This is a genomic window from Amycolatopsis sp. DSM 110486, assembly GCF_019468465.1.
In the GTDB taxonomy this organism is placed as follows: domain Bacteria; phylum Actinomycetota; class Actinomycetes; order Mycobacteriales; family Pseudonocardiaceae; genus Amycolatopsis.
Window position 1 is genome coordinate 5,917,520 of the sequence record NZ_CP080519.1, and the last position, 24,981, is coordinate 5,942,500.

The window sequence follows — 24,981 nt, forward strand, 5'->3', positions numbered from 1 at the left end:
GCCATCAAGCGGCCTCCTGGATGAGACTGTTCACGTAGTCCTCGACCGAGGACCGTGGGATTCGGCGGGCTCCGAAGACCTTCACGGACTTGAGAAGATCAAGCCGAATGAGGTCGTACACGCGAGTGCGGCCGATGTTCAGGAGATGGGCGGCCTCCTCGACTCGCAGCAACAGGCGGTCGGTGGCTTCGGTGTCGTGCGTCTGCATTGGATGCGGCTCCGGGGTCGCTGGTGCGGGTGGCGGTGTCGCTTGACGGCGCATCTCCTCCTCCTTCGAATTCGGGCGTGCTCGATCGCCGTGCGTCGCCAGCTGGTGAGGCGGGCACTTGGCGTGGTGCGGGGTATGAGTTACGGCGTCGACCGTGTCCGCACGTGCTATCCAGGGCGGGATTTGGACGGCCGGTGGCGAGGGCCTAACTCGCGTAACTTTGTAACTTTTGCCTGGCCAGGGGTCGAATTACGTTCGTAACTCGCTGAGTTAGTCGTAACTGTCTGGTTGGGCCGTAACCGGGTACGTAACTCCGGGATGGCGGTGCTGCTTGGCCGGTGTTGCAGGGTCGGTGGGCGGGTGAGTTGGGAATGAGTTGGCGGATGAGTTCGGGTCGGGGCGGATGAGTTGACTCATTCCGAGGATGAGTTCCTCATTTCGGGTCTTGACCAGGGAAAATGAGCTGGAATGAGCTGAATGAGGCGGATGAGCTGGCCTGGTTGGGGTGCCTGTGGGGGCCGGTTTTCGCCGTGCGCGCGGCGGGCGGGCGGACTCATTCGCCGGTGGGCTGCCCCCTCCTGCCAGCCTTGGCGAGGTGGCTGGGTCGCAGGTGCTGGCAGGTGGGGGGTGGCTCAGTGAGTGGGCCGTGGCCTGCTCGGCTGGTGGCCCGTTGCGCGGGGTTTCAGCGCCGTCTCTGGCGGGTGTCCACTGAGCCACTGGCGGCGGGTTCGGCCTGGTCGTGCCCAGTGGATCGGGTGGAGTGGGTGGGCAGTGGGAATCCACCGCGCGCGCCGCGATCCACTGGCGGCCCGATGAGGGAGCCACTGGTGGCGAGGCGTTCGGCGGTGTGGTCGAGCCGGCCGACGATGCCGTCAATGCGGGCGATGGCCTGGCCGGCCAGCTGGTGCAGCCGGGCGGCGGCCGACGCGTGAGACATGGGCGGAGCCTCCTTCTGAGTTTCGGGCCGTTGTGGAGTGGCGGCGGGGTAGGGAGGGAATCGGGCGAGGTGGTCGACAGGGCCGTTTTCCGGGGTTGTGGAGGGGCGATTCCCTTCGATTCCCTCGCTCCCTCACTCCCTTCCGGGGGTGTTTTCGCTGGTCAGGGTTAGGGAATGGGTTAGGGAGGCGTGGAGGGAAAATTCCCTCGCTTGCTGGCGGCTCCCTGGTGATTCCCTCGCCGTTCCCTCGGGAGGGGACGCGGCAACACCGTGGCCGTCGGCCTGGTTTCGTGGCCTCCCGGACGGCTGCGGTCGGGTCGTTCCCCCGCTCCCCTTTCTCCCCTCCGGGTGGGTTCGCGCTGGTCGGCTTGGGGGAGCCAGGGAGGGGAGCCAGGAGAAGCGAATGCTTCTCCGCGCGGGCCGGTTCCCCTGCTCGTTCCCCCGGCCGGTGGCGGGTTACGGCACTGCCGGATCAGGCCAGCCGACCCCCGGATTGCGGGGTGTCGGGTGGTGCGCGGATCCGTAATCCGGGCGGTGGCCGGCACCCGCCCGGCGGCGTCGGCGCCGGGTGCTGGGGATCGCCTCGCCCCACCCATCGCCCCACTGGTGTCGGGCGGTGCGCGGCGCGGGCGGCGTGGACAGTTCGGTGTCGATGACGGTCATGGCCCAGCCGAGGACGCGGGCGATGGCGAGGAACGGGAGCCGGGCCAGGTGCAGGCCGGTGAAGACCAGAAGCAGGCTGGTGAAGCGGACCAGGGCGAGCGTGCCGTAGCGGTCGAGGACGTTGGTGGCGTTCATCGCAGGTGGCCTCCTGTCGTCGGTGTGTCCGTTTTGCCGGAGTGAGTTGGGGTGAGTTGCGGGTGAGTTGCGGGTGAGTTCGGCCGGATCGGGGTGAGTTGACGCACTCGCGGGTGAGTTGGGTTTTCAGGGCTCTGACCAGCGGAAGTGAGTTGGGGTGAGCCGAGTGAGCGGGGTGAGATGGCCTCTGAGGGGTGCTCACAACCCCGGTTTTCGGGGTTGTCGCACGACCCGGTCCGAACTCACCCGGTCCGGGTTGGCGGGTGGTGCTGGTCCTCTCGGAGGGTGGGCGGGTACGAGCTGAGCGGGTTGGGCGACCTGTGCCAGGCATGCGGGACCCGTGCCAACCCGTGCCACCCCTGGCACGGGTTGTGCGGGTGTCCTGACCTGCGGAAACGATCGAATTTCGGCGGACCTGTGCCACGTGCCAGGGGTGGCATGGGTGTGGCACGGGTCGGGACCTGTGCCAGGTCCTGTGCCACCTGGCGCGGGTGGCACGGGTCGGGGTTTTCTGGGGTGTTTGCGCTGGTCACGGGTGGTTTCTGACCTGTGCCACCCCTGGCACGGGTTGGCACGGGTCGCGTGGGCCTGGCACGGGTCGGCCGGCGCGGTCACGGCAGGCTCCAGATGGTGTTCCGGCCCTCGGTGTGCACCGCGAGCTTGAGCTTGGCGCGGGCGCGTTGGGCGGTCCGCTCGGTGAACCCGGCCGCTTTTGCTGCCTTCTTCACCTCGCCGGACGCGGCCTCGCCGCCCTGGCTGGTCAGGAACTCGCTGAGCCATTCGGCGACGGCTTCGGCGTCGGTGCGTTCCTCCCGGGTGGGCGGGGCGTCGTCGAGCAGGTCGTTGACGTGGGTGTCGGTTTCGCCGGTGACGACCATGCGGCCCCACTGGGCCGGGCCGTCGGCGGTGTCGAGTTCGACCGAGTCCACGACGTAGCGCAGCGAGGGGACGTCGAGGTCACCGAGGTTGTTCTTGACCTGGGAGATCACGCACGATCCGTCTCCGGCGGCGGTGTCGCGGGCGAACGCGATGACCGCGCGGGCGACGGCGGAGAACGCGCGGCCGCCCATGATGCGTGAGAGCACGTCGGTGCCGCTGGCCTTGTTGAAGTGGGCCAGGCCGAAGATCGCGCACCCGGTGTCGTCAGCCAGCTGCTTGAGCGGTTCCAGCCCGGTCCTCAGGTCCCGGTCCTGGTGCGGGTTGATCCGGTCGTCCAGCACGGAGATCAGCGGGTCCACGATCAGCAGCGCCACGTCGTGCTCGGTGATCACGGCCGCCATGGCGTCGCAGTCCTTGGGCAGCGACAGCGGCACGGATGCGCCGCCGAGCGCCTCGACCTCGACCCGGTAGACGCGGTCCAGGTCCGCTCCGGCGACGCGGAGCCGCCCGGCCAGCGTGCGTTCCCAGGAGTCCTCGGTGGCTGCGTAGATGACGCTCTTCGGGTGCCCGTAGTGAACGCCGGGCAGCTCGCCGAGCGTGACCCGGGCCGCGAGCCACGCGCAGAACAGGGACTTGCCGATGCCTTCACGGCCGGGGCCGATCGCCAACGCGCCGTGCGGAATCCGGCCGTCCCACAGCCAGTGTGTCGGCTTGAGCGGGATGTCGGCGACTTTGGTCAGCCGGACCTGGCGGGCGGGGACCGGCGGGCTGTCGTACGGGTCCTCAACCGGGTCCGGGAACGGTTCGGGGTCCAGTTCGTGAACCCCGGTGGCGGGTCCGTTCACGGGCCACAGGGTGCGCCCGTTGGTTGCGGGGTGGGTCACTGGTGAACTCCCTTGCGGCGGTCGTGCCGGACTCGGTCCGGTCCGGGCGGACCGTGGGTGTACTCGTGCTGGTCCCGGGCCTGTTTGACCCGGTCCGGACGGGTCCGGGTCCATCGGACTCAGGCCCCGGTCCGGGGCTGGGGAACCGCTCCCGGACCCGGACCCGGACCGGGAGCACGGAGCGGGACCGGGACCGGGACGATGTCGGTCCCGTCGCGGCGGGCCTTGGCGACGGTCTCGGCGAGGGCGGCGCGGCCGTCGGGGTCGGTCGGTTCGTAGAGGGCGATGGCGAGGAACTCGGCGCGGCCGGTCGTCGGGTCGAGGTCGAACACGGGCACGTAGAAGCGGGTCCCGTCGGTGATGATCAGCGACAGGTCTTCGCGCAGCCCGCCGCCCGGCAGTGGGGCGGGTGGGGTGTGCCCGGTCCGGCGGTAGGGGTCGCGGGGTGCGGATGCCATCGGGTTGCCTCCAACGGGGCGCGGGGGGGTGAGGGCACAGGGATGCCCGGGACAGGAAGAGGGGAAGTGGTCGGCGACGGCCCGGTGGCCGGCCGGGTGCTACAGGGGCGGGCGGTCGCGGTGGGCCTTGCGGCATAGTTCCTGCGCGGCGACCTGGCAGCGGTACGGGTGGGCATCGGCCGGGAACGCGTCGAGCTCGTTGCCCTCGCGCAGTCGCTGGGCGGCGCAGGCCAGCTGGCCGCGACCGCAGATCCGGACGCCGCGCACGGCTGCGTCGGCGGCCTCGTTGGTGAGCAGGCCGTAGCGGCCGATCTCCTCGCCGCTGTGCGCGATGGCGAGGGCGACCTCGTCGACGGTGAGCACCCACGGGGCGGGCGCGTCGGCCGGCCACATTCCCAGCCGCTCCACCGCGGTGCCGTCCAGTGCGGTGGCGGGTTCGGCGGGGGCGAGGCGGTGGCCGTGGTCGTAGGTGGCGAACCCGGTGGTCACTGGGTCACCTCGTCGGAGGTGCGCGGGTGCGGGACCTGCCGCGCCGTGCGGGTACGACGGGCGGCGGCGTGCGCGGCGACCAGCTCGGCCACGATCGGGCGGATCATCTCGGCGCGTTCGGTGTCCCAGCTGCCCGGCTTGGCCGCGTCCAGCTCGATCCGGGCGGCTTCCATGCCGTCGCCGCCGATCCCGAACAGCATCTCGGCCATGGCGCCCCGGATGTAGGCGGTGTCCGCGAGCGCGGCGGCGACGTCGTCGCGGCCCTCGCCCTTGGTGGCCGCCCACAGCACCGCGACCAGGTCTTCGACCGAGACCGGCACGACCAGCCCGAGGTTCATCACCACGCGGGTGTCGTTGTCCTGCCGGTGGGTCGGGATGAACTCCGTCGCCACACCAGCCATCAGCGCGTGTCCCATGTGCGTCGTCGTCGCCATGATTACGCCACCTCCGCCGCGTCGATGCTGACCTCGGTGTCGTCGGCCGCCGCCGACTCGTCGCCCTTGACGTAGCCCTGGTAGGCCGCTTCGGCGCAGGTCTCCAGGTAGGTGTTCACGGCGTGGCCGGGGATCCGCAGGGCACCCTTGCCGGTGCCGATCTTGAGGGCGTCCAGCTGGCCGGACTCGATGGCGCGGTAGATGGTGGCGCGGGAGACGTCGAGCATCTCCGCCAGCTGCTTGACCCGGAAGTACCGGTTACTCTCGACCTGCATCGTTGCTCCCAGAGGTTTCGATGTGGGCCCCGGTTGGTGCTGCAACACCGCCGGGGCCGTTTGCTGTCGTCCAGGATCTCTGTGATCCCTGCGACGAGAGGAACAGTAGGACGACATAGCCAACATGGGCAATATGAGTGGACTATGTTCACCCAGGTGGGTTAGTTGACTTGGTGCCGTAACCTGGCCGACATGCCAAAACTCGACCCGAACGACGCGCGCTCGCCCTACCTGCAGGTGTCGGAGTCGCTTCGCTCCCAGATCTTCGCTGGCTCGTTCAAGCCAGGGGAGAAGTTGCCCTCGCATCAGGCCATCGCCGAGGACTTCGGCGTGTCCGTGGGGACCGTCAAGCGGGCCTTCGCGGAGCTGCAAGAGGAACAGCTCATCGTGACTCGGCAGGGGCAGGGGTCGTTCGTGCGTGATCCTCTGCCGGCCGTTGCGGACCACGGAACGACTGGCGACCTCGGCCAGGTGTACGAACAGATCGCCACCATTCGCCAGCTGCTCGACTCGGTGGAACGTCAACTGCGCGCTCATGGTTAGTTCCCCAGGTTCCGGAAGAACGTCACTAGGCCATCGATCGCGCCTCCGGCGGTTCCAGCGGCACCCTTGGCCCAGCTTGCAGCGTCTGCGGGGTAGTGCACGATCAGCGCCAGGAGTGCGAGCGCAACGCACGCACCGAGAACTTTCCGGAGTGCGCCGCCGCCGGTCTTGAAACCCGGAATCTGGCTCTTGGCCATCGTGTTCCACCTCCCATGTGCGTTGCTGCGACTTCCGTTGCTGGTGTCGCTGCCTTCGCTTACAACCATCGTCGTCACGGAGGGTGGAAAGTAGTGTCACCGCACGTGACACTCTGGTGATGTGGGGATACGCCAGCGTCACCAGCGCATCACCGCGTAACACTTGGCGCGGGTGCCACACTGGAAGTGCAGGTCAGTCGGCTGTGAGGGAGAGGGACGCAGGATGAGTGACGACCAACCGTCGTGGGCCAAGCGCATCCGGGCGATGCGGGAGGCGCGAGGCTGGTCCCAGACGGAGGCAGCGGAGCAGATGCGCCGGCACTCCTCACGGGCGCTGCCTGAGACCGACCATCTGGCGCGGCGCTGGAAGGCATGGGAACTGGGGGAGAACAAGCCTGGCCGCGAGTACGCGCCGATCATCGCGGCGACTCTCAACACCGTCACGCAGTCCTTGTTCCCGCCCGAGGAAAAGCCGGAGGCGGGTCTGGAAATCCTCAATGCCACCGGCATGGACACACTGGAAATCGTGTCCCGGCTTCAGGCATCGGACGTGAACGATGCCACCCTTGAAGCCGTTCGCATCACAGTTGACAAGCTCTGCTCCGAGTACGCGCGACAGCCGCCCTTCGAGCTGATCGGAGAGGGTCGCCAGTGGCTTCGACGACTAGTCGAAATGCAGGAGCAACGTCTCAATTTCCGTCAGCGACGCGACACGTTGGAATTGGCCGGCTGGCTGGCGCTCCTGGTCGGTTGCCTCGAATATGACCTCGGCGACCGCCGCGCGGCCGAGGCGACCCGGCAGGCGGCTCTCAGTCTCGGACGTGAAGTCGGAAGCCCCGGTATTCTCGGGTGGGCTCACGAAATGAGTGCGTGGTTCGCTTTGACTGCAGGCGATTACCGTGGCGTGGTCGCGGCTGGGCAGGCGGGCGAGGCGGCAGCTGAAAATCACAGCGTATCGGTTCAGCTGATTGCACAGCAGGCGAAGGCGTACGCACGAATGGGGCGTCGCGAGGAGATGGAAAGCACCCTCGAACGTGGCCGCGTCGCGCTCGACAAGATGGAGTATCCGTCGAACATCGACAATCACTTCGTGGTTGATCCGTCCAAGTACGACTTCTACGTCATGGACTGCTACCGGCATGTGGGCGAAGACAGGATGGCGCGTGAGCTCTCGGACGAGGTGATCAGGGTCAGCTCGGGCTTCAACAACCAGGATCGTTGGCCGATGCGCATCGCGGAAGCTCAGATCACGCTGGGCGTCGTCGCAGCTCGTGAGGGTGACTTGGATGAGGCCGTGAGCTACGGCCGGAAGGCGATCGGGAGCGGTCGCAAGTCCCTGCCGTCTCTGGCGATGGTGTCGCAGGATCTGGCGGACGTCCTGCGCGAGCGCTATCCCGGTGAGCGCGAAGCGACGGAGTACCTGGAGCAGCTGCGGGCAATCCAGCGGCCGGCCTCATGAGCGACGCTACGGACTGGATATCCGCTGTCTCGACCGCCCTCGCGATGGGCTTCGCGGGGACCGCCGCGGTCTATGCGGCCAAATCCTGGGGCTCCGCGAAGAAGCAGGTCCAAGCGGCCGAGCGGCAAGTGGAAGCTGCGTATGAGCAGGTCAGAATCGCGGAAGCTGCTACGCAAAGGCAAGAGGAGCGTGCGGCAGCTGCCGATGAGCGCGCCGATCGCGCGGAAAATAGAGAACTGTTACAAGTCCAGGCGGCGGAAGAACGGTTCATTAAAGCCCAGCTAGATGCTCGTGCTCCGTACGTCTATCTTCGAACCCGGGACGGATACTCCGGCCTGGCTGGCATCACTTATAATGAGGAGGTGCTTAGCCCGGCGCCGCTCATAGCGGCGTTACCTAAGGAGGCCAGTAGATTAGCTTTCGATCCTGAGGCTCGCCTTCACAATTACGAACCAAAAGACGGGACAGAGATTCCGTCAGCCGAAGACTTCCTATTCGTGGTGACAATAACTGTTGATGCGGTCAATGTTTCGGATTACCCCGCGCGAATTAATGTGATCGATATTGGGGAGTTCGATGTCCTTGGTGACTTCCGGGGAAACGATATTATCGTTCCTCAGCGTGGCGCAAAAACAGTCGTACTGAGACGAGTGATCAGCTCTGCGGAGATTCGAGCGTCTGGAACCTCGGCGGGGATCGCGGACTTTAAAGGTTGTGTCGTGTATATGAAATTCTGGGCCCGTGATTTTAGCTACAGTGTCCGCGATGAGCTTAATCTGGGTGTGGATCTTCGATTCTTTGCGATGGATGGACAGCGTATTATCGTTTCGCGTACCCCTGCGTTTCTGATCAACGAAACCGCCGACATGGGCCCTGCCAGGGTCTACGAGCGGATCGAGGCGGCGAAGGAGCAGGCGGACGCGAGTTTGGCCAACCCCTGACCGGCAGTGTGGAGCGGTCCGAACTCACCTCAACCGGTGAGAGTCCCCGTTCCACCGCCGCGGTCGCCGCCAACGCAGGGGATCGCCGGAGGCGGCCACGTGGCGGAAGGCTGGCCGCACTCGGCGCGCGTTCTCCGTGTTTCAGCCTCTGGGTATGACATCCAGTTCTGACACCAACGGGTGTGACCCACCGTGGACAGATCTGAACGATGTTGGACGTCAAAACCATGTGAGTGCAGGAAAAACGCACATGCGAGAGGGGAAGCCCTTAATTTACACCCGAGCGGTCGCAGGTTCGAACCCTGCTGCGCCCACGCGGTCCTCTGGGTGGACTGTGTCCGCGGAACGCGCGGACTGGGTCGTCCCACGGTGTCTTTTGGGGGTGCAACCCCCAAACCCCGCCCGGCGGGCTTCGCCCCCGGGCCCCCACGGTGGTCGTCTTGGGTGGTCTTGCCCCCGGGCCCCCGCGGTGGTCGTCTTGGGTGGCCTTGCCTCCGGACCCCGCGGTGGTCGTCTTGGGTGGTCTTGCCTCCGGGCCCCGCGGTGGTCGTCTTGGGTGGTCTTGCCTCCGGGCCCCGCGGTGGTCGTCTTGGGTGGTCTTGCCTCCGGACCCCGCGGTGGTCGTCTTGGGTGGTCTTGCCCCCGGATTCCCGCGGTTGTCGTCTTGGGTGGGTTGTCTCCGGATTCCCGCGGTGGTCGGCTTGCGTGGGTGGTCTCCCGGGTTCCGGCGGTCGTCGGCTGGGGTGGTCGTGGCGGCGCCGGACGTTCCGGCGGTGGTCGTGGGGGGTGCGCCCGGAGCTGCCCCCGGCGGGGGTCGTCTTTGTCTGATCTGTAACGGTTGGTGATCGGTCGGGGACGGGTCGAGACCGGCGCGGCGGAGTGGCCCTACGCTGGACCGGCGTGATCGGAGGGTCGCCGGTCTGCGGTGGGGGGACGAGTGGACGCGCAGCGTGCATATCGGCGGGTCAGCGGGACGTTCGGATTCTTCGCGCTGCTGTTCAGCACCGCGGTGGGCACGGCGGCCGTCGCTGACGGAGCGCTGAGCCGGTCGAGGGTGGAGTGGACGCCCGCGCTGGTGCTGGCGGGAATCGCAGTGGTCGGAGCGGTGGTGCTGCGGGCCGGGCGGAAGGTCGCGTCGGCGCGGTACGTCGAAGCCTCCAGGCGGCGGCGCCGGGCGGGGTTTTCGCCGGCGTTCCCGTTCACGCTGGCCGCCTGGGTGCTCGCCGCGGCGGGATTCGGGGCGGTGGCCGGCACCGCGGTCGTGGCCGGCGAACTCGGGGACGCCGAATCACATGCGCGCCTGCAGAACCTCGTGGACTTCCCGCGGCCGATTCTCCTGCTGTTCGCCGGGCTCGTGCTCCTGGCGGCCGCCGGGTACTACTCGTGGCGTTTTCGGGAACGGCACGAGCTGCTGGCGCTGCAGGCGGCGGGGATCGCGGTCTTGGTCGAGCCTGAGCCGCCGCGGCCGATCCAGACGACCCGGCTCTGGCTCGTCGGCACGCTGGTCGACGCCTCGCTGTTCGCCGGCGCGATCGTGCCCCGGCTGCTGTCCGACGGCGACCGCCCCACCTCGGACGAGCTCCTCAACGGCGGCTTTGGCGTCCTCGCCGGGCCGGCAGTCGTGAGCTTCTCGATCCTGCTGCTCATGATGGTCAACTGGTCGACCCGCCGATCCGCCTGGCGCGCCCTGTCCCACCCGGCTTCCCTCGGCGCCCTCGCCCTGGTGGCGATCGGCTACGCCCTCGACGCCGGCGCCGGCCTCTCGGTCGTCGGCGCCGTCATCGGCGTCGCCGGCATCCTCCTCGGGTCGATCACCTGCCTGAACATCATGACCCGTGGCGCCCAGCCGTGGATGGGCCTGCTGTACCTCGCCGGCAACTACGTCTACGGCTACCTCACCGCCCCGAACGGCGACTACGTCCTCCCGCAGGGCGTCACCGGCTGGATCATCGCCGTGCTGGCGGCGGCCTACGCGATCCGCGAGGCGATCAAGCACTACCGGGAGTGGACCGCGGTGGAGCCGCCGCCGTTCTGAGGCCGGCGGACCGGGGCCGGGCCTGCCCCCTCGACAGGCCCGGCCGCGTGGTGCGCGTCGCGGGCGAACGTGGAGTAGGAGGCTCGGCGGGCCCCGGTGGATACGTCGGAGACTGCGGCAAACGGGTGATCTTCCGAGACCGACGAGGACCCGACGAGGACCGACGCTGTCAGGCGGCGGTCCACGCGTGCTCGGTCAGGCTCGGGTGCAGGGGAGCGGCCACGAGCCGGTTGGCGAACGTCGAAAGCGTGTACGCGCCGATGCCCAGCACCACCTCGAGTGCCTGCCGCGGGGTGTAGCCGGCGGCGAGGAACGCGTCGAGGTCAGCAGCAGGCACATCACCGGTCGTCGCGAACGTGGTCAAGGCGAACTGGCGCAGCGCCTCCAGCCGAGGCACGGGCAATGGCGCCGACGCGCGCAGCGCGGCGATCAGCGAAGCCGGCGCGTCGAGCTGCACCAGCTTCGCGGTGTGCATCGCGACGCAGAAGTGGCAGCTGTTGCGCGTGGATACCACCAGGATCAGCGTCTCGCGCTCCAGCAGCGACAACGTGGTGGTCTCGAACAGGGCGCTCAGCTTGAGGAACCCGTTCAGCAGCTCCGGCGACGTCGCCAACCGGGCGACGGCGGCCGGCAGTGAGCCGAACTGGGCTTCGGTCGCGGCCAGTGCGCGGCGGGCGGCCGGTGGGGCGGTCTCGGCGGTGTGCTCGGGGAAGTGCGGCACGGAACCCTCCTGGGGTAAAGTCGTCAACGTGGTTGTCGAATTCCAGAAGGTAAACCTGGTTGTCGAATTTGGCAAGCGGCATGGCTGACGCGCCCGGCTTCGAGCTGCCGTTGCTGCTGTTCTCGGGCTTCCGCACGCTGATCGACGACCTGCACGCCGAGCTCGCCCGCCAGGGGCACCCCGACGTGCGCCCCGCGTTCGGCTTCGCGATGCAGGCCATCGGACCGCGCGGGGCCACCGCGTCGGAGCTGGGCAAGCGGCTCGGCGTCTCGAAGCAGGCCGCGGGCAAGACCGTCGACCGCCTGGAGCAGCTCGGGTACGCCGAGCGCGCCGACGACCCCGAGGACGCCCGCCGCAAGCTCGTGCGGCTCACCCCGCGCGGCATCGACTCCCTCGCCCGCTCCGCCGCCATCTTCGAAACGCTGCGCGCGAACTGGGTGGGCGAGCTCGGCGCCGACCGCGTCCGCGCCCTCGAAGCCGACCTGCGCACCATGACCGGCGGCGGCTTCCGGCTCGACGTCGCGGGCTGGTTCGCCGGGTAGCGCGTCAGCCGTTGCGCGACTCCTGGGCCAGCTTCGCCACCTGGCTCGTCAGCAAGTCGATCTCGCCCTCGGTGTTGTAGTAGTGCACCGACGCGCGGACGAGGTCGGGCAGGTCGCGGGCGGTGAAGTCGTACTGCGCCGAGGTCGCGTGGGTCACGCTCGTGTTGATCTTCGCGGCCGAAAGCCGCACCTTCACCTGCTCCGCGCCGAGGCCGTCGAGGCTGAACGCGACGAGCCCGCACTTGCGCGCGCCGACGTCGTGCACCCGCACGCCGTCGAGGTCACCGAGGCGGCCGCGCAGCGTCGCGCCCAGCTCGGCCACGCGGTGCTCGATCGCCGGCAGGCCCCATTCGAGCGCGTAGTCGACGGCCGCGCCGAGCCCCAGCACGGCCGCGTAGTCGCGTTCCCAGACCTCGAACCGCTTCGCCGTGGGGTCCACCACGAACTCGTCCGGCGACTCCCAGCTGGCCGAGTGGAGGTCGAGCATCGCCGGCTCGAGCTGCTCGCGCAGCCGCGGGTGCACGTAAAGGAAGCCGGTGCCGCGCGGCCCGCGCAGGTACTTGCGGCCGGTAGCCGACAGTGCGTCGCACTGCAGCAGCTCCACGTCGAGGTCGAGCTGCCCGGCCGACTGGCACGCGTCGAGCAGGAACGGGATCCCGGCCTCGCGCGCGACCTTGCCGATCTCCTCGGCCGGGTTCACCAGGCCGCACTGCGTCGGCACGTGGCTCACGGCGATGAGCTTCACGTCGTCGTCGATCAGGCGGCGCAGGTCGGCCACGTCGAGCTGGCCGGTCTCGTCGTCGGCGACCACCTCCACGCGCGCCCCGGTGCGGCGCGCCACCTGGAGGTAGGCGATCGCGTTGCTCGCGTACTCGGCGCGGGAGGTCAGGATCCGGTCGCCCGGGCCGAAGCGCAGCGCGTAGAAGACCGCCTGCCACGAGCGTGTCGCGTTGTCCGTGATCGCGATGTCCTCGGGCGCGGCGTTGATCAGCCTCGCCACGGACGTGTACACGGCCTCGGTGCGCTCGGCCGCCGCCGCGGCGGCCTCGTAGCCGCCGACCAGCGCTTCGGCTCGCAGGTAGTCGACCATCGTGTCGGTGACGCGGGCCGGCGGGAGCGCCGAACCGGCGTTGTTGAAGTGGACGACGCCGGTGCAGCCGGGCGTCTCGGCGCGGGCGCGGGCCACGTCGGCGGGCTGGATGCTGACCATGTGAACTGAATACAGTAGGGCCAGTCTGTATGCAATACTGCGCGGATGACCAAGCGACTCCTGCGGGGTGAGCTCATCGAGGAGATCACCGCGCGCGTGCTCGACGGCCGGCTGGACGCCCGGATCAACGAGGTGCACCTCGCGCGCGAGCTCGGCGTGAGCCGCACGCCGCTGCGGGAAGCGCTGATCGGGCTCGCCGACCGCGGGCTGCTCGTCGCCGCGCCCGGTCGCGGGTTCCTCGTCGCGCCGCTCGACCCGGAGGAGGCCCGGCGGCTCTACCCGCTGGTCGCCGAGCTGGAGTCGCTCGCCTTGCGCTGGACCTCGCCGCTGGACCTGACCCTCCTGCCGGACGCGCTCGACGCGATCGCCGACGAGATGGCGGCTCGGCCCGCCGGCGCCGATCTGTCCACTGTGGACGATCGCTGGCACGAGCTGTTGCTCTCCCGCTGCGGCAACCCGCACCTGCTGCGCTTGATCGAGCAGACCAAACCTCTGCTCAAACGCTACGAATCCGTGTACTTCGGCGGCCCCGAGCGGGCCGCCGAGAGTATCGACGAGCACCGGGGGATCGCCGACGCGCTGCGTTCCGGCGACGGGCCCGGCGCGACGGCGCTGCTCGTGCGCAACTGGGTCAAGGCACTGGCGTACCTCGAACGGAGCTGAACGTATGAAGGTCTTCGCGCACCTGTCGGACATCCACCTCGACGGCGGCGAACGCGCCGACGCGCGCGCCGCCGCGGTGCTCGACTACCTGCGCGCCCTCGAGCGCCCGGTCGAGGCCGTGTTCGTGACGGGCGACCTCGCCGACCACGGCCTGCCCGAGGAGTACCGCCGCGCGACCGAGCTGCTCAAGCACCCCGCGCCCGTGCTTACGTGTCCTGGCAACCACGACGTGCGCGAGGCCTTCCGCGAGGTCCTGCTCGGCGAGCCGGCGAGCGTCGCCCCGGTGAATGTCGCCACCGATGTGAACGGCGTCCTCGTGGCCATGTGCGACTCGACGATTCCCGGCGAGGGCGCGGGTTATCTCGAAGACGCGACGCTCGCGTGGCTCGACGAAGCGCTCACCGCCCACGACGGTCCCGCGTTCGTCGCGTTCCACCACCCGCCGGTCGAGGTCGGCATCCCGCTCGTGGACGCCATCCGCCAGACCGGCGAAGACCGCCTCGCCGAGGTCCTGCGGCGCCACCCGCGGGTGCTCGCGCTGCTCTGCGGCCACGTCCACACCGGCGCCGCCACCACGTTCGCGGGCGTGCCCGTGCGCGTCGCCCCGGGCGTCGTCTCCGGTGGGCTGCTGCCCGTCGAGCCCGGCGCCGACCGCTCCTGGGCCGAGGGCGGGCCGATCGACCTCGAGCGGCCGCCGTCGCTGCTGCTGCACGTGCGGCACGACGACGGCCGGCTCACCACCCACCAGCGGGTGGTGCCGTTCAGCGGCTGAAGACGGGCAGCGTGACCCGCGACGGGTGCGCCGCGTCGTGGAAGATCTCGAACCGGTTCGCCTTGCCGTCGACGGCGCTCGCCACCGGTTCGCCCGTGCCGTGGTTACGGGCGAAGCGCGGGAACGCACCGCCCGCCACCTGCACGCGCAGCCGGTGGCCGCGGCGGAACCGGTAGGCCGTCGGGTCGAGCTGAACCCGCACCGTCACGATCCCGTGGGCGTCCGCCTCGGGCGCGCCGGGCCGCAGCCGGAGGATGCCGTCGGTGACGTTGCGGGAGCGCCCGTCCTGGTCCACGTCGCAGAGCCGCACGTACACGTCGGCGTGGCCGAGTTCGGTGCGCACGAACACGGTCGCGCTCGCCTCGCCGATCACGTCGAGGTCGGCGATCAGCGGTTCGCCGGTGAACACGAGCACGTCGTCGCGGGCCTCGACCACGTTGTTGTCCTGCTGCTTGTTGGTGCCCGTCAGCAGTGGCCCGCCGACCGCGGGTGTCGGGTCGGCGGGGTCGTAGGTGAACGCGGTGGGCCGGGCTTCGCCGTCGACCACCTCGCCGAGGCCGCCGATCGGCCGCAGGTGCGAGTCGGTGGCCGTGGACTCGGGCGGCCACGCGTCGAAGTCGAGCCAGGTCGCCGCCTGCTGCAGGTACAGCCGCACGGGGGAGCGCTGCAGCTGCGCGCGGTCGTCGAGCAGGTGCGCGCGCAGGAACCCGACCTGGTCCTGCACGGAGATCCGCAGGCTGGCCGGGTCGCCGTGGGCCCACGGCCCGATCGTGATCCGCGGCGCGCGCCCGGCGTCCTGCAGCGTGCGGAAGTCGCGCAGCTGCCCCTGGATGAACAGGTCGTACCACCCGGTGACCATGCTGACGGGCACGGTGAGCCCGGCGACCTCCGCGCTGTGGTCGGACATGGCCCAGTAGCCGTCGTCCGGTTCGGCGTGGGTGGTCACGTCGCGCAGGAACAGCACCTGCTTGCCGATCGCGGCCACATCGGCGGCGTTCAGCGGCAGGTGCGCCATTGCGCGGCGCGTCTTGCGCGTCTGCACCGGGTTCGGCAGCCCGCCGAACCGCTCCTCCTGCCGGCCGATCATGGCCGACCACGACACCATGTTGTCGGCCGCGAGCACCCCGCCCGGGTAGAACGTGCTCACGAACTCCGAAGCCGTCACGCCCAGCGCCATCGCCTCGAGCGGCGGGTCGAGGTAGGGCCCGATCGCCCATTGCGTGTGCCCGAGGTAGCTCAGGCCCGCCGTCGCCAGCCGCCCGTCGCACCACGGCTGCTCGCGCAGCCACTCGGCGGTGGCGATGCCGTCCTCGCGTTCGAGGTGGAACGGGCGGAACTCGCCCTCGGAGCCGAACGTGCCGCGCGTGCTCTGCACGACTGTCTGCAGGCCGTGGCGCGCGAAGACGCTGCCGAAGAGCGCGGCGATCGGCCCGCTGCGCCCGTACGGCGTGCGCACGAGCACGACCGGCCCCGAACGCCGGCCGGCCGGCGTGTACCGGTCGGCCACGAGGTGGACCCCGTCGGGCATGGGTATCCGCAGGCCCTTGGTGGCGACGGGGGCCGGGCCCTCCGCCTTCGGGAGACCGAGCAGGAGGTCGGCGATGCGCTGCAGCACAGGTTTACCCCTTTCACCAAGCCGGACGCTTTCGAAGCTACCCGTCTCGCGTGAGCGGGGTCACGCAGCGCGCGGGCGGCCCTCGAGTTCCGCGGTCACCCGCAGCGCCGGGTTCGTGAACGGTTCGAGCACGCCGGCGTCGACCCCGCACCGCTCCAGCGCCGCCGCGAGCACGGCATGCCGCGCGCGATCGCCGCCGTCGGCGATCTTCAGCGCCACGGCCGTGCCGTCGGGCAACGCGGCGAGCTGCACGGCCTCGAACCCGTCCTTCGCGAGGAGCCCGGGCACCGCGCGCATCACCGCGGTGACGTCCCGCCGGGTGCCGCCCACGAGGTCCGGGTGCTGCCGGATCCCTTGGGCCACCAGGCTTTCCGGTGTGCCGGGCGCCGCGGTCGCCAGCCGCGAGGCCGCTCGGGCGAGTCCCCGCAGCGACATTGCGAACAGCGGCGCACCGCACCCGTCGACGGCCACGCGCGGCACGGTCTGCCCGGTGAGGTCTTCGACGGTCGCGCGGATCGCGAGCTGCAACGGGTGCCCGGGCTCGAGGTACGTGCGCGGGTCCCAGCCCTGCTCCCGGCAGGTGGCGAGCATGGCCGCGTGCTTGCCGGAGCAGTTGTGCGCCAGGCGCGCGGGCGGCCGGCCCTCGGCGACCCACGCGTCGCGTTCGACCGGGTCGAACGGGTAGTCGGCCGGGTTGCCGAGGTCCTCGGCGGTCAGGCCATGGCCGGCCAGCACGGCGGCCGCGGCGTCGAGGTGCCGGCGCTCGCCCGAGTGACTGGCCGCGGCGATCGCGAACCCCGCAGGCGGCAGCCGCAGGCCCAGCCGTGCCATCGCCGTGGCCTGGAGCGGCTTCACCGTCGAACGCGGGTACATCGCGACGTCCGGGTCGCCGGCGGAGAAGAGCGTGGACCAGTCCGGCGCGAGGGCGATCACCGAACCGTGGTGCACGCCTTCGACCATGCCGTCGCGCACGAGGTGGACCAGGGGGACGTGGCGCGGCACGCGCTGTTCGGGAGTGCTCACCGTTCGGCCTTCTCGAACGCGCTCATGGAGATGTGGTGGGACTTCAGCGCCTTGTTGTAGCCGGCGTCACCGGCGTCGGCGTGCTTCTCCGTTTCGCCGGACGACGGAAGGGTCTGCGCACTCACGTTTTTCAGTCGTTCCTGTTCTGCTTCGCCGTGCGGCCCGGCCGCACGATGGTGGTCAGCGCCTGCTCGACGTGCGCGAGGTGCGCCGTCATCGCGGCCACGGCCGCCTCTTCGGAGCCCTCGGTGATCGCCGTGACGATCCGCCGGTGCTCCACGTTCGACTCCGCGCGCCGGTCGCCCAGCTGGTTGAGGAAGGCCGACTGGCGGGCCAGCGCGTCGCGGATCTCCTCGATGACCTTGGCGAACACCGGGTTGCCCGAGGCTTGGGCGATGGTGATGTGGAACAGCGAGTCGAGTGCCACCCACGCCGTGTTGTCGGTCTCGAGCTCCATCCGCTCGGCGAGGTGGCCGAGCAGGTCGAGGTGGTCGGCGTCGCGGCGCAGCGCCGCGTAGCCGGCCACGGGGATCTCGACGTGGCGGCGCACCTCGATGAGGTCGCGGGCCGAATAGTCGCCGAAAGTGGGGTTCTCGGCCGGGCCGGTCGCGGTGACGAACGTGCCCTTGCCGGTGCGGGAGACGGTGAGCCCGAGCGCCTGCAGCCCGCGCAGCGCCTCGCGGATCACCGAGCGGCTGACCTCGAACTCCTTGCTCAGCGCGGCTTCGGACGGCAGCTTGTCGCCCACGGCGTACTCGCCGCGTTCGATGGCGCGGCGCAGGTAGGCCAGCACAGCCTCCATGGCGCTCACGCGACGGGGGCCTTGTCCGGCTGTCTGGCTGTCAGACAGGTTCATGGAACGAGATCGTGAAGTTCCGCCGAACCGGTGTCAAGTCAGGTGGAGGTCTGCCACATCCGGACTGGGGGAATCACCGGAATTCTGTGGGCCGGTTCACTCGCCCCGGTTCTGTCGGTGGGGCGTGCGAGGGTGTCGCCGTGGCGTCACCCGCGAAGGTTTCGTCGGGCCCCGGGCGGCATGTCGGCGGGCGCGGCGGGCGGGTGAGGAGAGAGGATCCCTACCGAGCCGCACAGCGCGAGCGCGGACTAGGGTGGAGGACCCCGGGCCGCGCCGCAGCAACAACCGGGAAGCCGTCTGCCTAGGGGAGGTTTTCGCTGGTGTCGAACGATTCCTTCGTCCACCTGCACGTCCACACCGAGTACTCGATGCTCGACGGTGCGGCGAAGATCGGACCCCTCTTCGCCGAGGCGGCGCGGCTGGGCATGCCCGCGGTGGGCATGACCGACCACGGCAACATGTACGGCGGCGACGAGTTCTACCAGACCTCCAAGAAGCACGGCCTGAAGCCGATCATCGGCATCGAGGCCTACATCGCGCCGGAGAGCCGCTTCCACAAGAAGCCGGTGTTCTGGGGCCAGGCCAGCCAGCGCGGCTCGGACGAGTTCGGTGAGGGCGGCGACGTCTCCGGTGCCGGCGCGTACACGCACATGACGATGCTGGCCGAGAACGCCACCGGGCTGCGGAACCTGTTCAAACTCTCGTCGGTCGCCTCGATCCAGGGCTACTACCGCAAACCGCGCATGGACCGCGAGGTGATCGCGGAGAACCACGAAGGCATCATTGCCACCACCGGCTGCCCGTCGGGCGAGGTGCAGACCCGCCTGCGGCTGGGCCAGCGCGAGGCCGCGATCCAGGCCGCGTCGGACTACAAGGACATCTTCGGCGCCGACAACTTCTTCCTCGAGCTGATGGACCACGGCCTGCCGATCGAGCGGTCCGTGCGCGAGGGCCTACTCGAGGTCGGCAAGCTGCTCGACCTCAAGCCGCTCGCGACCAACGACTCGCACTACGTCACCAAGGACCAGGCCGACACGCACTCGGCGCTGCTGTGCGTGCAGGCGGGCAAGACGCTCAACGACCCGACCCGGTTCAAGTTCGACGGCGACGGCTACTTCCTCAAGTCGGCCGAGGACATGCGGCAGTACTGGGACAAGGAGGTCCCGGGCGCGGCCGACAGCACGCTCCTGATCGCCGAGCGAGTGCAGTCCTACGAAGAGGTCTACTCGCACAAGGACCGCATGCCGGTCTTCGAGGTGCCCGAGGGCCACACCGAGGCGACGTGGCTGCGCCACCAAGTGGCCGAGGGCCTCCGGTGGCGCTTCCCGGCCGGCGTGCCCGACGGCTACGAGGAGCGCTGCGACTACGAGCTCGGCGTCATCGAGCAGAAGGGCTTCCCGGCCTACTTCCTCATCGTCGCCGACCTCATCCAGCACGCGCGCGAGGTCGGCATCCTGGTCGGCCCCGGTCGCGGTTCCGCCGCCGGCGCGCTCGTCGCGTACGCGCTGGGCATCACGAACCTCGACCCGATCCCGCAGAAGCTGCTGTTCGAACGGTTCCTGAACCCCGAGCGCATGTCGATGCCCGACATCGACATCGACTTCGACGACCGCCGCCGCGGCGAGATGATCCGCTACGCCACCGACAAGTACGGCGCCGACCGCGTCGCGCAGGTGATCACGTTCGGCACGATTAAAACCAAGGCCGCGATCAAGGACTCGGCTCGCGTGCACTTCGGCCAGCCGGGCTACTCGATCGCGGACAAGATCTCCAAGGCGCTGCCGCCGCCGATCATGGCCAAGGACATCCCGCTGTCCGGCATCGTCGACACCAAGCACGAGCGCTACGCCGAAGCCGCGGAGGTCCGTGCCCTCGTCGAGACCGACGAGGAGTGCAAGACGATCTTCGACACCGCGCGCGGGCTCGAGGGCCTGATCCGAAACGCCGGTGTGCACGCCTGCGCGGTGATCATGTCGAGCGAGCCGCTGACCGACGCGATCCCGGTGTGGCAGCGCGACGACGGCTCGATCATCACCGGCTGGGACTACCCGTCGTGCGAGAACATCGGCCTGCTGAAGATGGACTTCCTGGGCCTGCGCAACCTCACGGTGATCGGCGACGCGCTGGCCAACATCAAGACCAACCGCGGCGAGGAGATCGACCTCGACCGCCTCGGCTTCGACGATCCCGAGGCCTACAAGCTCCTGGGCCGCGGTGACACGCTCGGCGTGTTCCAGCTCGACGGTGGCGCGATGCGCGACCTGCTGCGCCGCATGCTGCCGACCGGATTCGAGGACATCGTCGCGGTTCTCGCGCTGTACCGCCCCGGCCCGATGGGCATGAACGCGCACAACGACTACGCCGACCGCAAGAACAACCGGCAGAAGGTCACGCCGATCCACCCGGAGCTGGAGGACCCGCTGCGGGAGATCCTGTCCGAGACCTACGGCCTGATCGTGTACCAAGAGCAGATCATGCAGATCGCGCAGAAGGTCGCGGGCTACACGATGGGCCGAGCGGACACGCTGCGCCGAGCCATGGGCAAGAAGAAGAAGGAAGTCCTCGAGAAGGAGTACGAGGGCTTCGAAGAGGGCATGAAGGCCAGTCCCCTGCTGCCCGGCGGCTTCTCGCCCGAAGCGGTCAAGGCGCTGTGGGACACGATCCTCCCGTTCGCCGGCTACGCGTTCAACAAGAGCCACGCGGCCGCGTACGGCCTGATCGCGTACTGGACGGCCTACCTCAAGGCGAACTACACGCCGGAGTACATGGCCGCGCTGCTCACGTCGGTGGGTGACAACAAGGACAAGTCGGCCATCTACCTGTCGGAGTGCCGCCGGCTCGGCATCAAGGTGCTGCCGCCGGACGTCAACGAGTCGGCCCTGCGGTTCGCGGCCGTCGGGACCGACATCCGCTTCGGGCTGGGTGCCGTGCGCAACGTCGGCGCCAACGTGGTGGAGTCGGTCATCAAGACGCGCGAGGAGAAGGGCAAGTACTCCTCGTTCACCGATTTCCTCGACAAGTCGGAGCTGGTGGCCTGCAACAAGCGGGTCATGGAGTCGCTGATCAAGGCCGGCGGGTTCGACACGATGGGCCACACTCGCCTGTCGATGATCCAGGTGCACGAGGACGCGGTGGAAGCCGTCGTCCCGCTCAAGCGCCAGGAGGCCATGGGCCAGTTCGACCTGTTCGGCTCCTTCGGCGGGGACGACGACTCGGCCGAGGCCACGCCGTCCTCGTCGCCGCTCGCGCACCTGAAGTTCGGCGAGGAGGAGTACCCGCGCAAGCAGCTGCTCGCCTACGAACGGGAGATGCTGGGCCTCTACGTGTCCGCCCACCCGCTCGACGGTGCCGAGCGCATCCTGCGCAAGCACGCGCCCAAGCCGATCGCCGGCCTGCTCGCCGATCCGCCGAGGGAGGGCGAGGTCGTGATCTCGGGCCTGCTCACCTCGCTGGAGCGGCGCGTGAACAAAAAGGGCGAGCCCTGGGCGATCTGCACGGTCGAGGACATGGACGCCGCCATCGAGGTGCTGTTCTTCGCGAAGGCGTACTCGATGTTCGGCGCGGACCTGGTCGAGGACAACGCGGTGCTGGTCAAGGGCCGGGTCAACTGGCGCGAGGACAAGATGTCGGTGTTCGGTGGCGGGCTCGTGCCGCTGGACCTGTCCGAGATCGGCAACGGCGACGAGGAACCACCACTGATGCTGCTGGCCGCCGCCGAGAAGATCGACCAGTCGGTGGTGAGCGAGCTCAAGTCGACGCTGCTGGCGCACAAGGGCGAGACCCCGGTGCACCTGAAGCTCGTCGGCAAGAACCAGACCGTGTTCGCGCTTTACGATTACCCGGTGAAGGTCAGTTCGATGCTCATCGGTGAGCTCAAGGGCATCCCCGGGATCACCGCCAACACCTGATGACGGAGTACGTGCCGGACCCGCGCCGGTGGCGGGCACTCGCCGTCACGCTGGCGGCCGGGCTCATGACGCTGCTCGACGTCAGCATCGTCAACACGGCACTGCCGGCGATGCAGCGCGGCCTGAACACCGGCAGCGGCACGGTCCAGTGGGTCGTGTCGGGTTACGCGCTCACGTTCGGCCTGGTCCTGGTCACGGGCGGCCGGCTCGGCGACGCGCTGGGCCGGCGCCGGATGTTCCTCATCGCGCTGGCGGCGTTCGTGGCCACGAGTGTGCTGGCCGGCGCGGCGACCGGCCCCACCATGCTGGTGATCGCGCGGCTCGCCCAGGGCTGCGCGGCCGGCCTGCTGACGCCGCAGAACAGCGGCCTGATCCAGGACCTGTTCCGCGGCGCCGAGCGCGGCCGTGCGTTCGGCATCTTCGGCGCCGTCGTGGGGATCTCCACGGCTGTGGGGCCGGTGCTGGGCGGCGTGATCCTCGCGGTGTTCGGCGACCCCGGCGGCTGGCGGTGGGTGTTCTTCGTGAACGTGCCGGTGGGCGCCGTCGCGTTCGTGCTGGCGATGCGGCTCCTGCCGAAGACCGAACGCAGGCCGATGCGAGTGCGCTCGGAGATCGACTTCGTCGGCATCGCGCTGCTCGCGATCACCGTGCTCGGGGTGCTGCTGCCACTCGTGGAATCGGAGCAGGGCGGTCTCGCGAAGCTGTGGTGGCTCTTCCCCGTGGCGGTGGTGTTCGGCATCGGTTTCGTGCGGTGGGAACGCCGGGTGGTCGCGCGCGAACGGTCGCCGCTGCTGGACGTCCGGCTGTTCACGGGCACGCCGGGCTACTCGGCCGGCGCCGCGGTGGGTGCGCTGTACTTCTGCGGGTTCGCCGGGATCTGGCTCGTTTTCGCGTTGTTCTTCCAACAGGGGCTGGGGTACACGCCGCTGCAGTCGGGGCTTTCGGTCACGCCGTTCGCGATCGGTTCGGCCGTTTCGGCGGCGGTCGCGGGCAGGCTCGTGCCGCGGTTCGGCCGCCGGTTGTCCGTCACGGGACTGAGCCTGGTGGCGTTCGCGCTGCTCTTGGTGGCGCTGGTGGTGGAGCTCGTGCCGCCGTCCGCGGCCGGGTTCGCGGTGGCGCTGCCGTTGCTGATCGGCGGCATCGGCGGCGGCATGGTGCTGGCGCCGAACACCACGCTGACGCTGGAGTGCGTGCCCACGTCGATGGCGGGCGTCGCCGGTGGCGCCCTGCAGACCGGGCAGCGCATCGGCACGGCGATCGGCACGGCTGTGCTGGCGTCGGTCTTCCAGTCGGTGGTGGTGGGCTCGAACCGGGACTACTCGCTGGCCCTCACCACGGCGATGTGCTGCTCGGCCGGGCTCACGTGCGTCGCGCTCGTGCTGGCTGTACTGGAGCTGCGGGCGCGTCGCAACAGGGCTGCGCGTGACGAGGACCGTGCCGCTGCGGAAGCGGCTGCCGGCGTTCACCGACAGTGAGCAGATCACGCTCACTCAGCACTACAGGTGAATTACTTTCAGCGAATCCGCGATGCTCCATCCGAGTGACACGCTACGTTTGACACTGGTGCTACTCAGAGCAACCGGGTAGACCTTATGGAGCCTTCAGCACGACACTTTGGCTACCTACAGTGGCATTTCGATCGATCGACCGGGGATGGGTCGATCGGGCGAGCGGCTGAGAGTTCCGGAGTTCCATGGAATGGACACTCTTGGTCACCTCCCAGGCAACGGATCGTCGGCGTCCGCGGGGGACCGTACGGCGACCGCCGGGAGCATTGCCCCCGAGGTGGCGAGGGAGTGCGGCGAAGGCGTTCGGGCGGGTCCGGAAGAGGGGGAACCGGGCCCGCCCTTTCTCACCTCGGATTTTCTCCCCTTTCACCCTCTGTTGGGGGTCGTACTCGCCTGAGCGCTTTGGCCGTGTTGGGATGGCGGCGTTCGTCGGGTGAGTGCGGGGAGCGTCGATGTCCCAAGGGATTTTTCCGGTCCAGCGGTTCCGGGTGTGGTACCGGCCGATGCGGTCGCGCGACAGCGGTGAGAACCACCGCGTGTCCACCCCGCTGGAATTGCTGTTCGACCTGTGTTTCGTCGTCGCGGTGGGCGCCGCGAGCGCCGACCTGCACCACGAGCTGGTCGAAGGGCACATCGGCCACGGTGTGCTGAGCTACGCGATGGTGTTCTTCGCGATCTGGTGGGGCTGGCTGAACTTCAGCTGGTTCGCCTCCGCGTTCGACACCGACGACGTGCCCTACCGGCTGGCCACCCTCGTGCAGATCGCCGGCGGCCTCACCGTCGCGGCCGGCGTGGACCGCGCGTTCAACGGCGACTTCCGCGTGGTGATGGTCGGCTACGTACTGATGCGCCTCGCGATGGTGACCCAGTGGCTGCGCGCCGCGAAATCGGATCCCGAACGCCGCACGACGGCGCTCTGGTACGCGGGCGGGATCACCGTCGTGCAGGTGTTGTGGGTCGCCGACGCGTTGATCGGCTTCCCTCAGACCACGGCGGCGATCGTGTTCGCGGTGCTGGTGGTCTGCGAGCTCGCGGTGCCGAGCATCGCGGAGTCGCGGGGAGGTACTTCGTGGCACCCGCACCACATCGCCGAGCGCTACGGGCTCTTCACTCTGATCGTGCTCGGCGAGGTGGTGCTGAGCGCCACCACCGCCGTGAAGGAGGGCGTGTCCGAGGGCGAGCACGTCGGCACGCTAATCGGGCTCGCCGCGGCGGGGCTCGTGCTGGTGTTTTCGATGTGGTGGCTGTACTTCGACCAGCCGGGGCACCTGCGGCTCGTGCGTCACCCGTCGCTGCTGAGCACGTCGAGCTGGGGGTACGGGCACTACCTGATCTTCGCTTCCGCCGCGGCGGTCGGGACGGGCCTCGAGCTGGCGGTGGACTACGACACGCACCACAGCGCGATCAGCGGTCTCGCCACGGCGCTCGCGGTGACGGTGCCGGTCGCGGTGTTCCTGCTGAGCGTGTGGCTGCTGCACATCGGGCCGACGAACGAGTGCCGGGAGATCGCGATCGGATACCCGGTCACCGCGGTGCTCGTGCTGGCGGCTTCGTTCGGGCCGGCGCCCATTCACGTCGCGGCGGTGCTGGCGGCTGCGTTGGTGGCGCTGACGGTGTTCGCGACCC

The 24,981-nt window shown here is 69.4% G+C and carries 25 protein-coding genes (1 of these 25 running past the window's edge); 10 read left to right on the forward strand and 15 right to left on the reverse strand.

The genetic code is table 11. The annotated features are described in order from the left end of the window. Positions 1 to 4: 4 nt before the first annotated feature. The 8 genes from K1T34_RS28750 to K1T34_RS28785 form a co-directional block, all read right to left on the reverse strand. Positions 5 to 208 carry a helix-turn-helix domain-containing protein gene (locus tag K1T34_RS28750; protein WP_220237893.1) on the reverse strand — a complete coding sequence of 68 codons (204 nt, stop codon included), beginning with the start codon at positions 206 to 208 and terminating at the stop codon, positions 5 to 7. Between the two features lie 682 nt (positions 209 to 890). Further along, positions 891 to 1,145, reverse strand: a complete 255-nt coding sequence (locus K1T34_RS28755) for a hypothetical protein (RefSeq protein WP_220237894.1) — start codon at positions 1,143 to 1,145, stop codon at positions 891 to 893. A 456-nt stretch (positions 1,146 to 1,601) separates the two neighbouring features. Continuing rightward, positions 1,602 to 1,943 carry a hypothetical protein gene (locus K1T34_RS28760; RefSeq protein WP_220237895.1) on the reverse strand — a complete coding sequence of 114 codons (342 nt, stop codon included), beginning with the start codon at positions 1,941 to 1,943 and terminating at the stop codon, positions 1,602 to 1,604. A gap of 611 nt (positions 1,944 to 2,554) precedes the next feature. After that, the gene (locus tag K1T34_RS28765; protein WP_220237896.1) at positions 2,555 to 3,667 is read right to left on the reverse strand and encodes an AAA family ATPase; all 1,113 of its coding nucleotides are present in this window, start codon (positions 3,665 to 3,667) and stop codon (positions 2,555 to 2,557) included. A 158-nt stretch (positions 3,668 to 3,825) separates the two neighbouring features. Then, the gene (locus K1T34_RS28770) at positions 3,826 to 4,164 is read right to left on the reverse strand and encodes a hypothetical protein (RefSeq protein WP_220237897.1); all 339 of its coding nucleotides are present in this window, start codon (positions 4,162 to 4,164) and stop codon (positions 3,826 to 3,828) included. Positions 4,165 to 4,263: 99 nt separating this feature from the next. Then, a complete protein-coding gene (locus K1T34_RS28775; RefSeq protein ID WP_220237898.1) occupies positions 4,264 to 4,653 on the reverse strand; it encodes a hypothetical protein in 390 nt (129 codons plus the stop codon). After that, on the reverse strand, positions 4,650 to 5,087 hold the full coding sequence (locus K1T34_RS28780; RefSeq protein ID WP_220237899.1) for a hypothetical protein: 438 nt from the start codon (positions 5,085 to 5,087) through the stop codon (positions 4,650 to 4,652). Before K1T34_RS28780 ends, K1T34_RS28775 begins: the two co-directional genes overlap by 4 nt. 2 nt (positions 5,088 to 5,089) lie before the next feature. After that, positions 5,090 to 5,362, reverse strand: a complete 273-nt coding sequence (locus K1T34_RS28785; RefSeq protein ID WP_220237900.1) for an AlpA family transcriptional regulator — start codon at positions 5,360 to 5,362, stop codon at positions 5,090 to 5,092. Positions 5,363 to 5,554: 192 nt separating this feature from the next. On the opposite strand from K1T34_RS28785, the gene K1T34_RS28790 reads away from it, so the two are divergent. Beyond that, positions 5,555 to 5,905 (forward strand): GntR family transcriptional regulator, encoded by a 351-nt coding sequence (locus K1T34_RS28790; protein WP_220237901.1) that lies wholly within the window; start codon positions 5,555 to 5,557, stop codon positions 5,903 to 5,905. On the opposite strand, the gene K1T34_RS28795 is transcribed toward K1T34_RS28790, so the two are convergent. Then, positions 5,902 to 6,102 carry a hypothetical protein gene (locus tag K1T34_RS28795; protein WP_220237902.1) on the reverse strand — a complete coding sequence of 67 codons (201 nt, stop codon included), beginning with the start codon at positions 6,100 to 6,102 and terminating at the stop codon, positions 5,902 to 5,904. The genes K1T34_RS28790 and K1T34_RS28795 overlap by 4 nt on opposite strands. Positions 6,103 to 6,325: 223 nt before the next feature. Here K1T34_RS28795 and K1T34_RS28800 point away from each other — a divergent pair, with 223 nt between their 5' ends. The 3 genes from K1T34_RS28800 (at position 6,326) to K1T34_RS28810 (ending at position 10,537) form a co-directional block, all read left to right on the forward strand. Further along, positions 6,326 to 7,561, forward strand: a complete 1,236-nt coding sequence (locus K1T34_RS28800) for a helix-turn-helix domain-containing protein (RefSeq protein WP_255637659.1) — start codon at positions 6,326 to 6,328, stop codon at positions 7,559 to 7,561. Continuing rightward, positions 7,558 to 8,502, forward strand: coding sequence for a hypothetical protein (locus tag K1T34_RS28805; RefSeq protein WP_220237903.1), 945 nt, complete (start codon positions 7,558 to 7,560; stop codon positions 8,500 to 8,502). Before K1T34_RS28800 ends, K1T34_RS28805 begins: the two co-directional genes overlap by 4 nt. A 937-nt stretch (positions 8,503 to 9,439) precedes the next feature. Beyond that, positions 9,440 to 10,537 (forward strand): hypothetical protein, encoded by a 1,098-nt coding sequence (locus tag K1T34_RS28810; protein ID WP_220237904.1) that lies wholly within the window; start codon positions 9,440 to 9,442, stop codon positions 10,535 to 10,537. 169 nt (positions 10,538 to 10,706) lie between these two features. Here the strand turns inward: K1T34_RS28810 and K1T34_RS28815 are convergent, their stop codons facing one another. Further along, positions 10,707 to 11,258 carry a carboxymuconolactone decarboxylase family protein gene (locus K1T34_RS28815; protein ID WP_255637660.1) on the reverse strand — a complete coding sequence of 184 codons (552 nt, stop codon included), beginning with the start codon at positions 11,256 to 11,258 and terminating at the stop codon, positions 10,707 to 10,709. An 80-nt stretch (positions 11,259 to 11,338) separates the two neighbouring features. Between K1T34_RS28815 and K1T34_RS28820 the strand changes: the two genes are divergently transcribed. Next, on the forward strand, positions 11,339 to 11,800 hold the full coding sequence (locus tag K1T34_RS28820) for a MarR family winged helix-turn-helix transcriptional regulator (RefSeq protein ID WP_220237905.1): 462 nt from the start codon (positions 11,339 to 11,341) through the stop codon (positions 11,798 to 11,800). A 4-nt stretch (positions 11,801 to 11,804) separates the two neighbouring features. On the opposite strand, the gene K1T34_RS28825 is transcribed toward K1T34_RS28820, so the two are convergent. Then, positions 11,805 to 13,010: an aminotransferase class V-fold PLP-dependent enzyme gene (locus K1T34_RS28825; protein WP_220237906.1), complete on the reverse strand. Its 1,206-nt coding sequence runs from the start codon at positions 13,008 to 13,010 to the stop codon at positions 11,805 to 11,807. A 45-nt stretch (positions 13,011 to 13,055) separates the two neighbouring features. On the opposite strand from K1T34_RS28825, the gene K1T34_RS28830 reads away from it, so the two are divergent. Then, positions 13,056 to 13,673 carry a GntR family transcriptional regulator gene (locus tag K1T34_RS28830; protein WP_220237907.1) on the forward strand — a complete coding sequence of 206 codons (618 nt, stop codon included), beginning with the start codon at positions 13,056 to 13,058 and terminating at the stop codon, positions 13,671 to 13,673. Between the two features lie 4 nt (positions 13,674 to 13,677). Continuing rightward, complete coding sequence (locus K1T34_RS28835) at positions 13,678 to 14,445, forward strand: metallophosphoesterase (RefSeq protein WP_220237908.1); 768 nt, start codon at positions 13,678 to 13,680, stop codon at positions 14,443 to 14,445. Here K1T34_RS28835 and K1T34_RS28840 read toward each other — a convergent pair. Genes K1T34_RS28840 through K1T34_RS28850 form a run of 4 tightly spaced genes read right to left on the reverse strand, consistent with a single transcriptional unit; the run spans position 14,435 to position 17,885 of the window. After that, the gene (locus tag K1T34_RS28840) at positions 14,435 to 16,060 is read right to left on the reverse strand and encodes a CocE/NonD family hydrolase (RefSeq protein WP_220237909.1); all 1,626 of its coding nucleotides are present in this window, start codon (positions 16,058 to 16,060) and stop codon (positions 14,435 to 14,437) included. The genes K1T34_RS28835 and K1T34_RS28840 overlap by 11 nt on opposite strands. 60 nt (positions 16,061 to 16,120) lie before the next feature. Then, entirely contained in the window at positions 16,121 to 17,083 is a 963-nt protein-coding gene (locus K1T34_RS28845) for an asparaginase (RefSeq protein ID WP_255637661.1), read from the reverse strand. Continuing rightward, positions 17,080 to 17,208 carry a hypothetical protein gene (locus K1T34_RS53570; protein ID WP_255637662.1) on the reverse strand — a complete coding sequence of 43 codons (129 nt, stop codon included), beginning with the start codon at positions 17,206 to 17,208 and terminating at the stop codon, positions 17,080 to 17,082. Before K1T34_RS53570 ends, K1T34_RS28845 begins: the two co-directional genes overlap by 4 nt. A 5-nt stretch (positions 17,209 to 17,213) precedes the next feature. Next, positions 17,214 to 17,885 (reverse strand): FadR/GntR family transcriptional regulator, encoded by a 672-nt coding sequence (locus K1T34_RS28850; protein ID WP_220247472.1) that lies wholly within the window; start codon positions 17,883 to 17,885, stop codon positions 17,214 to 17,216. Between the two features lie 374 nt (positions 17,886 to 18,259). Between K1T34_RS28850 and dnaE the strand changes: the two genes are divergently transcribed. The 3 genes from dnaE to K1T34_RS28865 form a co-directional block, all read left to right on the forward strand. Next, the gene (dnaE, locus tag K1T34_RS28855) at positions 18,260 to 21,847 is read left to right on the forward strand and encodes a DNA polymerase III subunit alpha (protein ID WP_220237910.1); all 3,588 of its coding nucleotides are present in this window, start codon (positions 18,260 to 18,262) and stop codon (positions 21,845 to 21,847) included. After that, a complete protein-coding gene (locus tag K1T34_RS28860; RefSeq protein WP_220237911.1) occupies positions 21,847 to 23,322 on the forward strand; it encodes an MFS transporter in 1,476 nt (491 codons plus the stop codon). Before dnaE ends, K1T34_RS28860 begins: the two co-directional genes overlap by 1 nt. A gap of 485 nt (positions 23,323 to 23,807) precedes the next feature. Further along, positions 23,808 to 24,981: the 5' portion of a low temperature requirement protein A gene (locus tag K1T34_RS28865; RefSeq protein ID WP_220237912.1), read on the forward strand. It continues 23 nt past the right edge of the window; the window shows 1,174 of its 1,197 coding nt (coding positions 1-1,174); it begins with the start codon at positions 23,808 to 23,810; the stop codon falls past the right edge of the window.